This is a genomic window from Cupriavidus ulmosensis (assembly GCF_977008105.1).
In genome coordinates this window covers 3,805,039-3,819,843 of the sequence record NZ_CDRMWP010000001.1, presented here as the reverse complement: position 1 = coordinate 3,819,843, position 14,805 = coordinate 3,805,039, and the positions used below count along the sequence as shown (strand labels likewise).

The 14,805-nt window shown below is 63.3% G+C and carries 9 protein-coding genes, 2 tRNA genes and 3 rRNA genes; 10 read left to right on the top strand and 4 right to left on the bottom strand.

Annotated features, from left to right (window positions below; genetic code table 11):
- The first annotated feature begins 220 nt into the window (after positions 1-220).
- On the top strand, positions 221-868 hold the full coding sequence (locus ACWTPI_RS17530) for a GntR family transcriptional regulator (protein WP_454732497.1): 648 nt from the start codon (positions 221-223) through the stop codon (positions 866-868).
- 50 nt (positions 869-918) lie between these two features.
- Here ACWTPI_RS17530 and ACWTPI_RS17525 read toward each other — a convergent pair whose 3' ends face one another.
- On the bottom strand, positions 919-1,845 hold the full coding sequence (locus tag ACWTPI_RS17525; protein WP_454732252.1) for an AraC family transcriptional regulator N-terminal domain-containing protein: 927 nt from the start codon (positions 1,843-1,845) through the stop codon (positions 919-921).
- 144 nt (positions 1,846-1,989) lie between these two features.
- On the opposite strand from ACWTPI_RS17525, the gene ACWTPI_RS17520 reads away from it, so the two are divergent.
- Together ACWTPI_RS17520 and ACWTPI_RS17515 are read left to right on the top strand one after the other, a co-directional pair.
- Complete coding sequence (locus ACWTPI_RS17520) at positions 1,990-2,772, top strand: SDR family NAD(P)-dependent oxidoreductase (protein WP_454732251.1); 783 nt, start codon at positions 1,990-1,992, stop codon at positions 2,770-2,772.
- A 291-nt stretch (positions 2,773-3,063) separates the two neighbouring features.
- Positions 3,064-3,210 (top strand): DUF3563 family protein, encoded by a 147-nt coding sequence (locus ACWTPI_RS17515; RefSeq protein ID WP_020201953.1) that lies wholly within the window; start codon positions 3,064-3,066, stop codon positions 3,208-3,210.
- 49 nt (positions 3,211-3,259) lie between these two features.
- On the opposite strand, the gene ACWTPI_RS17510 is transcribed toward ACWTPI_RS17515, so the two are convergent.
- Positions 3,260-3,919: a response regulator transcription factor gene (locus ACWTPI_RS17510; protein ID WP_020201952.1), complete on the bottom strand. Its 660-nt coding sequence runs from the start codon at positions 3,917-3,919 to the stop codon at positions 3,260-3,262.
- Positions 3,920-3,959: 40 nt separating this feature from the next.
- Entirely contained in the window at positions 3,960-5,294 is a 1,335-nt protein-coding gene (locus tag ACWTPI_RS17505; protein WP_454732250.1) for a sensor histidine kinase, read from the bottom strand.
- Positions 5,295-5,463: 169 nt separating this feature from the next.
- On the opposite strand from ACWTPI_RS17505, the gene ACWTPI_RS17500 reads away from it, so the two are divergent.
- The 7 genes from ACWTPI_RS17500 to ACWTPI_RS17470 all read left to right on the top strand — a co-directional run bounded on the left by ACWTPI_RS17500 (position 5,464) and on the right by ACWTPI_RS17470 (position 13,275).
- Entirely contained in the window at positions 5,464-6,240 is a 777-nt protein-coding gene (locus ACWTPI_RS17500) for an enoyl-CoA hydratase (protein WP_454732249.1), read from the top strand.
- Between the two features lie 575 nt (positions 6,241-6,815).
- Positions 6,816-8,347, top strand: a 16S ribosomal RNA gene (locus ACWTPI_RS17495).
- A gap of 61 nt (positions 8,348-8,408) precedes the next feature.
- Positions 8,409-8,485, top strand: a tRNA-Ile gene (locus ACWTPI_RS17490).
- 7 nt (positions 8,486-8,492) lie between these two features.
- Positions 8,493-8,568 (top strand) — tRNA-Ala (locus ACWTPI_RS17485).
- A gap of 280 nt (positions 8,569-8,848) precedes the next feature.
- Positions 8,849-11,727, top strand: a 23S ribosomal RNA gene (locus ACWTPI_RS17480).
- Between the two features lie 133 nt (positions 11,728-11,860).
- Positions 11,861-11,974: ribosomal RNA gene (gene rrf / locus ACWTPI_RS17475) — 5S ribosomal RNA — on the top strand.
- The 16S, 23S and 5S rRNA genes sit together here with 2 tRNA genes alongside, the layout of an rRNA operon.
- Before the next feature lie 353 nt (positions 11,975-12,327).
- Complete coding sequence (locus ACWTPI_RS17470) at positions 12,328-13,275, top strand: DUF3047 domain-containing protein (protein ID WP_454732248.1); 948 nt, start codon at positions 12,328-12,330, stop codon at positions 13,273-13,275.
- Positions 13,276-13,380: 105 nt separating this feature from the next.
- Here ACWTPI_RS17470 and ACWTPI_RS17465 read toward each other — a convergent pair whose 3' ends face one another.
- Positions 13,381-14,574: a M20 aminoacylase family protein gene (locus ACWTPI_RS17465; RefSeq protein ID WP_029043952.1), complete on the bottom strand. Its 1,194-nt coding sequence runs from the start codon at positions 14,572-14,574 to the stop codon at positions 13,381-13,383.
- Positions 14,575-14,805: the final 231 nt, after the last annotated feature.

Here is a 14,805-nt window from a genome sequence, read left to right as displayed (position 1 = left end):
GCGCATCCGCCGTTCGTGGCTGGTTTTCCACGGGATTGTAGGACAATCTTGTAGGATTGCGCCATCCCTCGCCAATGAAGGCGACCGGCCCGGCCCGCCCGCCGGATCCGCTAGAATTGCGCCCGTGACCACCGCACCCACATCCTTCTCCTCTCCCGCCGGCGCCGGCGCGCCGGACGACGCCGGCCAGAGCGCCTCCGACACGGTGTTCTTCGGCATCATGGGCGGCCTCGAGCTCGGCAGCTTCGTGCCGGGCCAGCGACTCGTGGAAGCGGATCTCGCCACGCAGTTCGGCGTGGGCCGCAACTCCGTGCGCGAGGCGCTGCAGCGGCTGGCCGCCGAGGGCATCGTCGAACTGCCGCGCCATCGCGGCGCGGTGATCCGGCGCCTGAGCCTGCAGGACACGCTCGACGTGCTCGACGTGGCCGAGCGCATGACCGGCCTGCTCGCGCGCGCCGCCGCGCGCGGCAGCGGCGACCGCGCGCACGCGCAGGCCCTGCGCGCCGCGGTGCAGGCGCTGGCGGGCGCGGGCAAGGCGGAGAAGGCGGAGAAGGCGGAGAAGGCGGAGAAGGCGGAACGGGCGGAGCGGACGCGCCCGGGCGAGGCGTTCTCGGGCGCGCGCCGGCATTTCTATCGCACGCTGCTGGAGATGGGCGGCAACCGCGAGCTGCGCCGGCTGTTCCCGACCATCCACATGCCGGTCGTGCATGCGCAGCACCGGCTCGCGTCGCTGCAGCAGATGCGGCTGGCCGACTACCGGCGCATCGCCGCGGCGGTGCTCGCGGGCGATCCCGACGAGGCCGAAGCCGCCGGCGCCGCGCACGTGCAGAACGTGCGCGCGGCGATTCTCGCCGGCCAGCCCGGCTAGTCCCGCATCGGGGCGCCGCGCCGCGCGCTTTCGCCGTGTCCGCGGCGAGATCACATGGCGTGCCTGGCCACTTCCTCGCGCAGCGCGGCGACGTCGCGCCGCGGCGGCGAGCCGAACATGCGCGCGTATTCGCGGCTGAACTGCGACGGGCTTTCGTAGCCGACCTGGAACGCCGCGGTCTCGACATTGGCGGCGTCGGCCGCCATCAGGCGGCGCGCTTCCAGCAGGCGCAACTGCTTCTGGTATTGCAGCGGCGTCATCGAGGTCAGCGCCTTGAACTGCCGGTGGAACGCCGAAGGGCTCATCTGCGCGGTCAGCGCCAGCTCCTCGATGCGCACCGGCTGCGCGAAGCGCTCGCGCAAGGCGTGGATGGCGCCGATGACGCGCTGCGCGTGGCTGTTGGCCAGCGCCAGCCGCGCGATCTCGCCGCCGTGCGGGCCGGTCAGCAGCCAGTAGCTGATCTCGCGCATGAGCAGCGGGTGGAGCATCGGGATGGCGCGCGGCGTAGCGAGCAGGCGCACCATGCGCAGCGCGCAGTCGGCCAGCGGCCCGTCGAAGTCGGTGACGAACACGCCGGAGCGGGCCTCGCCGCTGGCCTGCGGCGGCGCATCCAGCGCTTCCATCACGTCGCGCATGATGGCCAGGTCGAACTCGATGGCCACGCCGAGATACGGCTTGTCCGGGCTGGCCTCGACGACGCGGCCGAACGCCGGCGCTTCGACGCTGACGATCAGCGCCTGCCCCGCGCGGTAGTCGAACCGCTTGTCGCCGAAGGTCGTCCATTTCGCGCCCTGCACGACGATGCACAGCGCGGGCTTGAAGATCAGGAGGCTGGGCGGCTTCTCGCGGTTCGAGCGCAGGATCGTGAGGCCGTCGATGGCCGTGGCGAACGGGCTCGCGCCGGTCTGCGCGTCGGTGTAGCGGGTGACGGCATCCAGCAGGGCATTCGGCAGGGCGTCTGGCGGGGTATCTGGCATGTGCGGGTCTCGCTGCGTCTGGCATTCCCGGCCGTTATAGTCACCTCGGCAGGATTAGGCAAGAAACAGGCGAGTTTCGGCATTCAACGCGGACGCGCGCGGGACTACCTTGTCACCACGCCAAACCACTTGCAGGAGCCAGCCATGCCCAACCACACCAGCAGCACCGATGCGCGCGCCCCGATCGCCATCGTCACCGGCGGCAGCCGCGGCATCGGCCGCAATACCGTGCTCAGCCTCGCCCGGCGCGGGGTCGATTCGATCTTCACCTACCACGCCAACCGCGCCGAAGCCGCGCAGGTGAGCGCAGCGGCCGAAGCAATGGGGCGCCGCGCCGTCGCGCTGCAGCTCGACGCCGGCGACAGCGCATCGTTCGACCGTTTCGTGCAGGCGGTCCGGCAGGCGCTGGCCGGCCTGGGCGCCGCGCGCTTCGACTACCTCGTCAACAATGCGGGCACCTCGCTGCACAACGCCTTCGCGCAGACGACCGAGGACGAGGTGGACAGCATCTACCGCATTCACTTCAAGGGGGTGTTCTTCCTGACGCAGAAGCTGCTGCCGCTCATCGACGACGGCGGGCGCATCGTGAACATTTCCTCGGGGCTGACGCGCGTGGCGCTCCCCGGCGTGGCGGCCTACGCGGCCATGAAGGGCGCGGTCGAGGTGCTGACGCGCTGCATGGCCAAGGAGCTCGGCCCGCGCGGGATCGCCGTCAACACCGTCGCCCCGGGTGCGATCGCCACCGACTTCAGCGGCGGCATCGTGCGCGACAACCCGGAGATGAACAAGCGCGTGGCGGACATGACGGCGCTCGGCCGCGTCGGCGAGCCGGACGACGTCGGCCCGATGATCGCCGCGCTGCTCTCTGGCGACAACCGCTGGGTCAACGCGCAGCGCATCGAGGTCTCGGGCGGCATGGCGATCTAGCGCTCACCGGTGCCAGTAGCCGACGCCGTAGTGCCACGCCCCGTAGGGCGGATACTTTCGCATGGCATTCATGATCCTCTCCTTGCTGGTCGACGCCGCGCGCTGGCGGCATCGGGACGACTGCATTGTGGCCGCGCAGAGTGAGGAGAGAATGAGGCGCCGGTCCGGGCGCCTGCCGGCGGGCCGCGCTCATTTTCGGCTCATTGTGGCTGCTTAGCATGGGTTGCACGGACCCCGGCGGCGCAGAACGAACGCCGGCGGGGTCCGGTTCGAAACCCACCGGAGACCACCATGTTCGACACCCTGATGCTCAAGCTGAACCACTGGATGGAACGCAGCGCGCAGCGCCGCACCGAAGCCTGGCTGGCTTCGTCCAACGATGCCGACGAACTCGACCGCCGTCTGCGCGAGATGGATAGCCGCGGGCGCATCTACTGACGCCCGCCAGCCGCCAGGCCGGCGCCCTGGCCGGCGCGGCGGCGCCGCGCTACGTGGCCGGGATGCTCCAGCCCAGCCCGCGCACGTTGCGGATGACGGTGCTGCCGAACTTGCGGCGGATGCTGTAGATGATGGCGTCGACGGCGTTGCTCTCGACCTCCTCGCCCCAGCCGTACAGCCGCTCCTCCAGCTGCTCGCGCGACAGGATGGCGTTGGGCCGCTCGAGCAGCGCCAGCAGCAGCGCGTACTCGCGCGCGGACACGTTTTCCGTGCGGCCGTCGAAGCTCAACTGGCGCGCGTTGATGTCGAGCACGACCCGGCCGTGGCCGATGGTCGCGCTCGCGTAGCCCGACTTGCGCCGCACCACGGCGCGGATGCGGGCCAGCAGTTCCTTGCTCTCGAAGGGCTTGACGACGTAGTCGTCGGCGCCCAGGTCGAGCCCGGCGACGCGCGTGTCGACGTCGTCGCGCGCGGTGATGATGAGGACCGGCGTGGGGTTGTTGTCGCCGCGCAGCCATTGCAGCAGCGCCATGCCGTCCATGCCGGGCAGGCCGAGGTCGAGCAGGATGGCGGTGTAGGAGCCGTCCGCGATGGCGGAGCGGCCGAGATCGCCGTTGCGCACCCAGTCGACGCTGCACGACGCATCCTTCAGCGCATGCACCAGGCTCTGGCCGATCTGCGGATCGTCCTCGATCAGCAGGATTCTCATGGCAACGATCCTCCCTCGGGCGGCGCCGCGGCTAACGCGGCTATTGTATGGGCAGCACGATGCGCGCCACAACGCCCGAGGCGCCGTCCGGGCGCGCCGCCAGCGTCACGCGGCCGCCGTGGTTGGCCGCCAGCGTCTGCGCGATGGCCAGGCCCAGGCCGCTGCCTTCCTCGTCGGAGGCGCTGCCGCGGAAAAAGCGGTCGAACACGCGCGCGCGGTCGGCCGGCGGGATGCCGGGGCCGTTGTCCGCCACCTCGATCACGGCGCTGGCGCCCTCGCGCAGCACGCTGACGTCGACGCGGCAGTCCGCACCCGCGCCCGCGCCGCCGTAGCGGATCGCGTTGTCGATCAGGTTCTTGACCAGCACGCGCAGGTCGGCCTCGGCGCACACCAGCGAGATGTCGTCGAGGCGCTCGGCGCCAAGGTCGACGCCGCGGTCGATGGCCAGCGGCAGCAGGTCGGCGATGACATCGGTCACGACCTGCGGCAGCGACACCGCCTGCGGGGCGTTCTGTGCGCCGCCCATCTCGGCGCGCGCCAGGCCCAGCAACTGCGCGATCAGCGAAGCGGTGCGGCGGATGCCGCGCTGCAGCTCGTCGAGCCGCCCGTCGCGGTCGGCCGGCGTGGCCTGGCGCAGGTTGTCCACCTGCAACTGCATCGCGGTGATCGGCGTGCGCAGCTCGTGCGCGGCATTGGCGATGAAGCGGCGCTCCGCCTCGATCAGCGTCGACAGCCGGTCCATCATGCGGTTGATCGAATCGAGGAAGGGGCGCAGCTCGTCGGGCGCCTCCTTGTCTTCCAGCGGCTGCAGGTGGTTCAGGTCCGCGCGCGCCGCGCGCTGGCCAAGCCGCTCCAGCGGGCGCAGCGACAGCCGCACGGTGACGTGCACGATCAGCACCAGCAGCGGCAGCAACGCCACCACCGGCAGCGCCGCCCACAGCGCGACGCGCCAGGCGTTGGCGCTGCGCACGCGGCGCTGCTCGGCGATCTGCAGGTAGGCATCGCCGGCCTGCAGGGCGAACGCATCCCAGAGCTGGCCGCCGGCCTCCAGCGACGAGAAGCCGGGCCGGGCGCGCGGCAGCGTCACGCCGGGATCGCTGGTGTGGCCGGGGCGCGCGCCGTCGCCGGGGCCCCACACCTGCACCACCACGTTCTTGGCCGGCAGCGGCGCGCCGCCCGGCAGCGTCGGCGGGGTGGCCGGGGTGGGGCGGACGGCGGCGGCGGCCTCCTGCAGGTTGTCGTTGAACTGGTTGCCGAGGCTGCGCACGACCAGGTAGGCGCCGAGCGCCCCCAGCAGGCCGACCAGCAACGCGAGACTGCCGAGCGCCACGCTGAGGCGGCGGTGCAGCGATCTGGCGACAAACGGGTTGGCCATCGCGGGCTCCGGTCGGTGCGATGGGGCGAGTGTGCCTCAGCCGCCGGCGGGTGCCAACCTGGCCGCATGGCGGTCCCGCGCCATATAGCCAGCGCCTGCCAGAGCGGGTATCGTCTCGCGGACGACTGACACCGGTCCACCATCGATCCACTTCCAAGGAGGAGAAGACATGCCGTATGACAACATCCTGGTCGAAACCCGCGGGCGCGTCGGCCTGGTGACGCTGAACCGTCCCAAGGCGCTCAATGCGCTCAACGACGCGCTGATGGACGAGCTGGGCGCCGCGCTGGCGGCTTTCGACGCCGACGAAGCCATCGGCAGCATCGTGATCACCGGCAGCGAGCGCGCCTTTGCCGCCGGCGCCGACATCGGCATGATGGCCAAGTACTCCTATATGGATGCGTACAAGGGCGACTACATCACGCGCAACTGGGAAACCATCCGCCGCATCCGCAAGCCGGTGATCGCCGCGGTGGCCGGCTACGCGCTCGGCGGCGGCTGCGAGCTGGCGATGATGTGCGACATCATCATCGCGGCGGACAGCGCCCGCTTCGGCCAGCCGGAAGTGAAGCTGGGCACCATGCCCGGCGCCGGCGGCACCCAGCGCCTGCCGCGCGCGGTGTCCAAGGCCAAGGCGATGGATCTGTGCCTGACCGCGCGCATGATGGACTCGGCCGAGGCCGAGCGCGCCGGCCTGGTGTCGCGCGTGGTGCCCGCCGACAAGCTGATCGAGGAAGCGCTGGGCGCGGCCGAGACCATCGCCGGCTTCTCGCTGCCGGTGGTCATGATGATCAAGGAATCGGTCAACGCCGCCTACGAGACCAGCCTGTCCGAGGGCGTGCACCTGGAGCGGCGCCTGTTCCATTCGACCTTCGCGACCGAGGACCAGAAGGAAGGCATGGCGGCATTTGTGGAGAAACGCGCACCCGCGTTCAAGCATCGCTGAATCTTGATAGGGGAATACCCGAGTAACTCCATCGGGTATTCCTGCCGTTCCGTTTTTCGGAAATACGGTATTTCCCTTAAAGATCAATGGCTTGATCTTGTCCGTTCGGGCTTGTCTTCATATTCGCGTAACAAATCGATTGCCAAGGCTCGATTGGGGCCTTAATATTCGCTCCCTCGCAACACGAAGCTTGTCTGCAAAGGCAGACGGGACAAGGGCTGCGGGGGAATGGGTGAGGTTGGTGGCGCGGATGGCGCGGCTGATCGAAGCAAAAAAAGATTGCGAAACCTGTTGACGAAACGTAGAAAGTTCTTCATAATCTCGTTTCTCTGCTGCTGACAACGAAGCAGCGACGCGGTAAGCAAAGCGAACCGCGGCAAGTTCTTTAACAAACAAACAACCGATAAGTGTGGGCGCTTGATAGCGGACGCGGGAGACTTCGGTCTTCTAGCTTACAAGTTATAAAGTGCTCGCACAGTAAACATGTTCGGTTCTTCTTCGGAGGGATCGAGTCAGTTTTCTGAGAGTGAGCGACCGCTCGAAAGAGCGAGACCCTTTTGGGTCACACAGGTATTGAACTGAAGAGTTTGATCCTGGCTCAGATTGAACGCTGGCGGCATGCCTTACACATGCAAGTCGAACGGCAGCACGGGAGCAATCCTGGTGGCGAGTGGCGAACGGGTGAGTAATACATCGGAACGTGCCCTGTCGTGGGGGATAACTAGTCGAAAGATTAGCTAATACCGCATACGACCTGAGGGTGAAAGCGGGGGACCGCAAGGCCTCGCGCGATAGGAGCGGCCGATGTCTGATTAGCTAGTTGGTGAGGTAAGAGCTCACCAAGGCGACGATCAGTAGCTGGTCTGAGAGGACGATCAGCCACACTGGGACTGAGACACGGCCCAGACTCCTACGGGAGGCAGCAGTGGGGAATTTTGGACAATGGGGGCAACCCTGATCCAGCAATGCCGCGTGTGTGAAGAAGGCCTTCGGGTTGTAAAGCACTTTTGTCCGGAAAGAAATCCCCTGGGATAATACCTCGGGGGGATGACGGTACCGGAAGAATAAGCACCGGCTAACTACGTGCCAGCAGCCGCGGTAATACGTAGGGTGCGAGCGTTAATCGGAATTACTGGGCGTAAAGCGTGCGCAGGCGGTTTTGTAAGACAGGCGTGAAATCCCCGAGCTCAACTTGGGAATGGCGCTTGTGACTGCAAGGCTAGAGTATGTCAGAGGGGGGTAGAATTCCACGTGTAGCAGTGAAATGCGTAGAGATGTGGAGGAATACCGATGGCGAAGGCAGCCCCCTGGGACGTCACTGACGCTCATGCACGAAAGCGTGGGGAGCAAACAGGATTAGATACCCTGGTAGTCCACGCCCTAAACGATGTCAACTAGTTGTTGGGGATTCATTTCTTCAGTAACGTAGCTAACGCGTGAAGTTGACCGCCTGGGGAGTACGGTCGCAAGATTAAAACTCAAAGGAATTGACGGGGACCCGCACAAGCGGTGGATGATGTGGATTAATTCGATGCAACGCGAAAAACCTTACCTACCCTTGACATGCCACTAACGAAGCAGAGATGCATTAGGTGCTCGAAAGAGAAAGTGGACACAGGTGCTGCATGGCTGTCGTCAGCTCGTGTCGTGAGATGTTGGGTTAAGTCCCGCAACGAGCGCAACCCTTGTCTCTAGTTGCTACGAAAGGGCACTCTAGAGAGACTGCCGGTGACAAACCGGAGGAAGGTGGGGATGACGTCAAGTCCTCATGGCCCTTATGGGTAGGGCTTCACACGTCATACAATGGTGCGTACAGAGGGTTGCCAACCCGCGAGGGGGAGCTAATCCCAGAAAACGCATCGTAGTCCGGATCGTAGTCTGCAACTCGACTACGTGAAGCTGGAATCGCTAGTAATCGCGGATCAGCATGCCGCGGTGAATACGTTCCCGGGTCTTGTACACACCGCCCGTCACACCATGGGAGTGGGTTTTGCCAGAAGTAGTTAGCCTAACCGCAAGGAGGGCGATTACCACGGCAGGGTTCATGACTGGGGTGAAGTCGTAACAAGGTAGCCGTATCGGAAGGTGCGGCTGGATCACCTCCTTTCAAGAGCGTGCAGAAGTTGTTGAGCGTTCACACTTATCGGTTTGTTTGGTGTTACAGCCAAGGGTCTGTAGCTCAGGTGGTTAGAGCACCGTCTTGATAAGGCGGGGGTCGTAGGTTCAAGTCCTACCAGACCCACCAAGTTATCGGGGGATTAGCTCAGCTGGGAGAGCACCTGCTTTGCAAGCAGGGGGTCGTCGGTTCGATCCCGTCATCCTCCACCACTACCTTGGATTGGTCAGTCCAAAGGCAAGCGCTTTGAGAGAAAAGCGTTTGCCTTTGGCTTTGCCAAGACGATGGAAACATCGGCTGTTCTTTAACAATATGGGATGTAGTAAAGGTGTCGTGAGCGTTGATGAGACGCTGCAGTAAAACACGATACCGGGTTGTGATTGTATCAACCAAATGTATTTTAAAGTGATCGAAAGATGACTTGGAATACGGCACAAATGCGAGAACTCAACCTGTAGGAAGCGTGACTCGAAAGAGACACACTTGTTATAGGGTCAAGCGAACAAGTGCATGTGGTGGATGCCTTGGCGATCACAGGCGATGAAGGACGCGGTAGCCTGCGAAAAGCTTCGGGGAGCTGGCAAACAAGCTTTGATCCGGAGATGTCCGAATGGGGAAACCCGGCCCTTATGGGTCATCCCTGACTGAATACATAGGTCAGGGAAGCGAACGCGGCGAACTGAAACATCTAAGTAGCTGCAGGAACAGAAATCAACCGAGATTCCCAAAGTAGTGGCGAACGAAATGGGAAGAGCCTTGTACTCTTTAGCAGTGTTGTTAGCAGAACGGTCTGGAAAGGCCGGCCATAGCAGGTGATAGCCCTGTATGCGAAAACAGCGTTGTGGAACTAGGTGTACGACAAGTAGGGCGGGACACGTGAAATCCTGTCTGAAGATGGGGGGACCATCCTCCAAGGCTAAATACTCGTGATCGACCGATAGTGAACCAGTACCGTGAGGGAAAGGCGAAAAGAACCCCGGGAGGGGAGTGAAATAGATCCTGAAACCGCATGCATACAAACAGTCGGAGCCTGGAAACGGGTGACGGCGTACCTTTTGTATAATGGGTCAGCGACTTACATTCAGTGGCAAGCTTAACCGATTAGGGAAGGCGTAGCGAAAGCGAGTCCGAATAGGGCGTTCAGTCGCTGGGTGTAGACCCGAAACCAGACGATCTATCCATGGCCAGGTTGAAGGTGCGGTAACACGTACTGGAGGACCGAACCCACTAACGTTGAAAAGTTAGGGGATGAGCTGTGGATAGGGGTGAAAGGCTAAACAAGTCTGGAAATAGCTGGTTCTCTCCGAAAACTATTTAGGTAGTGCCTCGTGTCTCACCTTCGGGGGTAGAGCACTGTCATGGTTGGGGGGTCTATTGCTGATTACCCCGCCATAGCAAACTCCGAATACCGAAGAGTGCAATCACGGGAGACAGACATCGGGTGCTAACGTCCGGTGTCAAGAGGGAAACAACCCAGACCGCCAGCTAAGGTCCCAAAGATTGGCTAAGTGGGAAACGAAGTGGGAAGGCTAAAACAGTCAGGAGGTTGGCTTAGAAGCAGCCACCCTTTAAAGAAAGCGTAATAGCTCACTGATCGAGTCGTCCTGCGCGGAAGATGTAACGGGGCTAAGCCAGTCACCGAAGCTGCGGACGCACGTAAGTGCGTGGTAGGAGAGCGTTCTGTAAGCCTGTGAAGGTGTCTTGTAAAGGATGCTGGAGGTATCAGAAGTGCGAATGCTGACATGAGTAGCGATAAAGGGGGTGAAAAGCCCCCTCGCCGTAAGCCCAAGGTTTCCTACGCAACGTTCATCGGCGTAGGGTGAGTCGGCCCCTAAGGCGAGGCAGAGATGCGTAGCTGATGGGAAGCAGGTTAATATTCCTGCACCGTCGTATGATGCGATGGGGGGACGGATCGCGGAAGGTTGTCCGGGTGTTGGAAGTCCCGGTCCCTGTATTGGAGAAGGCGCTTAGGCAAATCCGGGCGCGGAATTCAAGGATATGGGGCGAGCGGCCTAGTGCTGCGAAGCAATTGGAAGTGGTTCCAAGAAAAGCCTCTAAGCTTCAGTCATACGAGACCGTACCGCAAACCGACACAGGTGGGCGAGATGAGTATTCTAAGGCGCTTGAGAGAACTCGGGAGAAGGAACTCGGCAAATTGGTACCGTAACTTCGGGATAAGGTACGCCCTTGTAGCTTGACTGGCCTGCGCCAGGAGGGTGAAGGGGTTGCAATAAAATGGTGGCTGCGACTGTTTAATAAAAACACAGCACTCTGCAAACACGAAAGTGGACGTATAGGGTGTGACGCCTGCCCGGTGCCGGAAGATTAAATGATGGGGTGCAAGCTCTTGATTGAAGTCCCGGTAAACGGCGGCCGTAACTATAACGGTCCTAAGGTAGCGAAATTCCTTGTCGGGTAAGTTCCGACCTGCACGAATGGCGTAACGATGGCCACACTGTCTCCTCCCGAGACTCAGCGAAGTTGAAGTGTTTGTGATGATGCAATCTCCCCGCGGCTAGACGGAAAGACCCCATGAACCTTTACTGTAGCTTTGCATTGGACTTTGAACCGATCTGTGTAGGATAGGTGGGAGGCTTTGAAGCGTGGACGCTAGTCTGCGTGGAGCCGACCTTGAAATACCACCCTGGTTTGTTTGAGGTTCTAACCTTGGCCCGTGAATCCGGGTCGGGGACAGTGCATGGTAGGCAGTTTGACTGGGGCGGTCTCCTCCCAAAGTGTAACGGAGGAGTTCGAAGGTACGCTTGGTACGGTCGGACATCGTACCTAAAGTGCAATGGCAAAAGCGTGCTTAACTGCGAGACCGACAAGTCGAGCAGGTGCGAAAGCAGGACATAGTGATCCGGTGGTTCTGAATGGAAGGGCCATCGCTCAACGGATAAAAGGTACTCTGGGGATAACAGGCTGATACCGCCCAAGAGTTCATATCGACGGCGGTGTTTGGCACCTCGATGTCGGCTCATCTCATCCTGGGGCTGTAGCCGGTCCCAAGGGTATGGCTGTTCGCCATTTAAAGAGGTACGTGAGCTGGGTTTAAAACGTCGTGAGACAGTTTGGTCCCTATCTGCCGTGGGCGTTGGAATCTTGACGGGGGCTGCTCCTAGTACGAGAGGACCGGAGTGGACGTACCGCTGGTGTACCTGTTGTCTCGCCAGAGGCATCGCAGGGTAGCTATGTACGGAAGAGATAACCGCTGAAAGCATCTAAGCGGGAAACTCGCCTGAAGATGAGGATTCCCTGGAGGCTTGACCTCCTTGAAGGGTCGTTCGAGACCAGGACGTTGATAGGCTGGGTGTGGAAGCGCAGTAATGCGTTAAGCTAACCAGTACTAATTGCCCGTAAGGCTTGATCCTATAACCAGTGTGTTTCTGCCTGGTTGACGTATCGCGTGCCGCTGCTCAGCAGCCTGGCCGATACAAGACACAACCTGACTACATCCCTATTCGTTGCGTTGGCCGACAAGCCCAGCGCAACACACCGCTCATGCCTGGTGACCATAGCGAGTTGGAACCACCCCTTCCCATCCCGAACAGGACCGTGAAACGACTCCACGCCGATGATAGTGCGGATTACCCGTGTGAAAGTAGGTAATCGCCAGGCTCTCTCTTAAAACCCCTCAGTACGTACGTACTGGGGGGTTTTGCTTTTTAGGGCGACCAAATTGGCTTCCGCCTCAATCACGTCGGCAGCGCGACTCCGATGACCGCGTAAGAGACCCGCGCCGCGGCCCCACTGTCGCGTCCGCCCGTCAAAACCCCCGCATTGGCATGCATCAGGGTACTGGAGCCTTCCTTCCCCCATATCGTTCTGTTACCGTAGCTCCAAGCGCGGCTCGGGAAGCTGCGTGAAGCGGTTCGATGCATTGCGCAGTTCGAAAGATTTTCCAGAAAACCAAGGTCAGGCGGCGCCGTCGCGCGCCGCGACAGGCCGCGGGATCCAGGTTTGGGGGAACGATGGCGGCCAGATTTTGCCTGCCGGCGCTGACCGGCATGGTTGGCGCGCTGATTTTGGCGGGTTGCGGCACATTGGGAACGCCTCCCCAGGAGCAGGTCTCGGCCGTGCAGTCGGGACCGGGCGCCATCGCCGCGCCGTCGGCGATCGACTGCGGCCGCTTCGCGGCGCATATCGAGGCGCTCAAGCAGGCCAGCCTGTCCGAGACAGGCGCTTCGGCCGACCGTCCCGCTGAGAAACTGATGGCCGCCAACGCGGCCGAAGCCGAATCGCTCACCGATGCGGTCGAGCCGCCGCCCCTGCTGGCGCGGCTGCCGCTGTTTTCCTCAGCTCCCGCCGGGAGTGCCGAACCACCCGGCTGGCAGCCCTGGAAGGTCAATCGCAACAAGACGCCCACGCGCTATACGCTGACGGAAGTCGGGCATCGCACGGTGTTGCATGCAGAAGCCGACAGTTCGGCCTCCGGCCTGTACGTGCCGCTGATCAGCCGCGACCCCGGCATGCTCAACTGGACCTGGAAGACGCGCGACGTGATCCGCAGCGCCGACAACGCCCAGGCGCCGCGCGAGGATTCGCCGCTGCGCATCTTCGTGGCATTCGATGGCGACAAGGGCAGCCTGTCGCTCAAGGACCAGTTGATGTACGAAATGGCGCGGCTGACCACCGGGCGCGAGATGCCCTATGCCACGCTGATGTACGTCTGGGGCAGCCGCAAGCCGGAAGGCTCGGTGGTCTCCAACCCCCACACGGACCGCGTGCGCATGATCGTGGTGGACTCCGGCACCGCCCACGCCAACGAATGGCGCTGCCATCGCCGCGACCTGAGCGAGGACTACCGCAAGGCCTTTGGCGCCGATCCCGGCAAGGTGCTGGCGATCGGCATCATGACCGACACCGACAACACCAGGAGCCACGCGGAAAGCTGGTACGGCGACATCGCGTTCGACTGAAACCCGCGCCGCGCGAACCCCGCATCGCAAGGCAATCCCAAAACAAAAAAGCGCCGGAAGTCCTCCGGCGCTTTTTGTTTTGCGAACGGGACCGCGGCAGCGCGCTCAGGCAGGCGCCAGCCACTTCTCCACCAGCTTGACGAAGAACGTGGAGCCTACCGGCAGGATCTCGTCGTTGAAGTCATAGCTGGGGTTGTGCAGCATGCACGGGCCGAGGCCGTGGCCGGCTTCGCGATGCACGCCTTCGCCATTGCCGATGAACAGGTAGCAGCCCGGCCTTTCCTGCAGCATGAAGGAAAAGTCCTCGGCGCCCATCGTCGGCTCGTACTTGCCGTCGACATTGCCCGCGCCCACCAGATCGGCGGCGACCTCCACGGCGAACGCGGTTTCCGCCTCGCTGTTGACCGTGGGCGGATAGTTGCGGCGAAACTCGAAATCGACGGTGCAATCGAACGCGCTGGCGACGGCACGGGACACCTCTTCCATGCGGCGCTCGATCAGGTCGAGCACCGGCAGCGTGAAGGTGCGCACCGTGCCGCCGATCCAGGCCTGGTCGGGCACGATGTTGGTGGCGTCGCCGGCATGGAACTGCGTGACCGAGATCACCGCGGCGTCGATCGGGCGCTTGTTGCGCGTGATGATGCCCTGCAGCGCGGAGACGATCTGCGCGCTGGTGAAGACCGGGTCGTTGCCGTTGTGCGGCAGCGCGGCGTGCGCGCCCTTGCCGCGCACGACGATGCGGAATTCGTTGCTGGACGCCATGAACGGTCCCGGCGTGGTGCCGAACGAGCCGGCCGGCATGCCGGGCCAGTTGTGCATGCCGAACACGCCGTCGCACGGGAAGCGCTCGAACAGGCCGTCCTTGATCATCTCGCGCGCGCCGCCGCCGCCTTCCTCGGCCGGCTGGAAGATCAGGTTGACGGTGCCGTCGAAATTGCGGTGCTCGGCCAGGTAGCGGGCCGCGCCCAGCAGCATGGTGGTGTGGCCGTCGTGGCCGCACGCATGCATGCGGCCGTCGTGCTGCGAACGATGGCCGAAGGTGTTGGCTTCCTGCAGCGGCAGCGCGTCCATGTCCGCGCGCAGGCCGATGCTGCGCCCGCTGCTGCCGTTGCGGATGACGCCGACCAGCCCCGTGGTGCCGAGCCCGCGATGGACCTCGATGCCCCACGCGGCGAGTTTCTGCGCCACCACGTCGGAGGTGCGCTGCTCATGGAAGCACAGTTCGGGATGGGCGTGGATGTCGCGTCGGATGGCGCGCATCTCGGTTTGCGCCTGAAGGATTTCGGGGAGAAGAGTCATGATGCCGGTTTGCCGGTGTCGGGCGTTGGATACCCGGATCATACGATGCCTGCGGATAAAGCGCCAAAGCGGCCCGGCGCGCCGGCGGCCCGCGCGGAGCGCCGCAGCGGCCGCGCCGGGTTGCATCCAGGAGGCATCCAGGCGGCACGCGGATCGCGTCCAGGCGCGCGTCCGCGCGCGGGGGTTTCCCCGCATTGCCCCGCTTGGTCCACTGCTGGAACAGTTCATGCT

What these genes read in the sequence shown, in the direction of transcription:
- ACWTPI_RS17510 (WP_020201952.1), bottom strand. Translation starts at nt 3,919, where the DNA reads ATGAGAATCCTGCTGATCGAGGACGATCCGCAGATCGGCCAGAGCCTG.
- ACWTPI_RS17520 (WP_454732251.1), top strand. Translation starts at nt 1,990, where the DNA reads ATGCCCAACCACACCAGCAGCACCGATGCGCGCGCCCCGATCGCCATC.
- ACWTPI_RS17465 (WP_029043952.1), bottom strand. Translation starts at nt 14,574, where the DNA reads ATGACTCTTCTCCCCGAAATCCTTCAGGCGCAAACCGAGATGCGCGCC.
- ACWTPI_RS17515 (WP_020201953.1), top strand. Translation starts at nt 3,064, where the DNA reads ATGTTCGACACCCTGATGCTCAAGCTGAACCACTGGATGGAACGCAGC.
- ACWTPI_RS17505 (WP_454732250.1), bottom strand. Translation starts at nt 5,294, where the DNA reads ATGGCCAACCCGTTTGTCGCCAGATCGCTGCACCGCCGCCTCAGCGTG.
- ACWTPI_RS17500 (WP_454732249.1), top strand. Translation starts at nt 5,464, where the DNA reads ATGCCGTATGACAACATCCTGGTCGAAACCCGCGGGCGCGTCGGCCTG.
- ACWTPI_RS17530 (WP_454732497.1), top strand. Translation starts at nt 221, where the DNA reads ATGGGCGGCCTCGAGCTCGGCAGCTTCGTGCCGGGCCAGCGACTCGTG.
- ACWTPI_RS17470 (WP_454732248.1), top strand. Translation starts at nt 12,328, where the DNA reads ATGGCGGCCAGATTTTGCCTGCCGGCGCTGACCGGCATGGTTGGCGCG.
- ACWTPI_RS17525 (WP_454732252.1), bottom strand. Translation starts at nt 1,845, where the DNA reads ATGCCAGATACCCCGCCAGACGCCCTGCCGAATGCCCTGCTGGATGCC.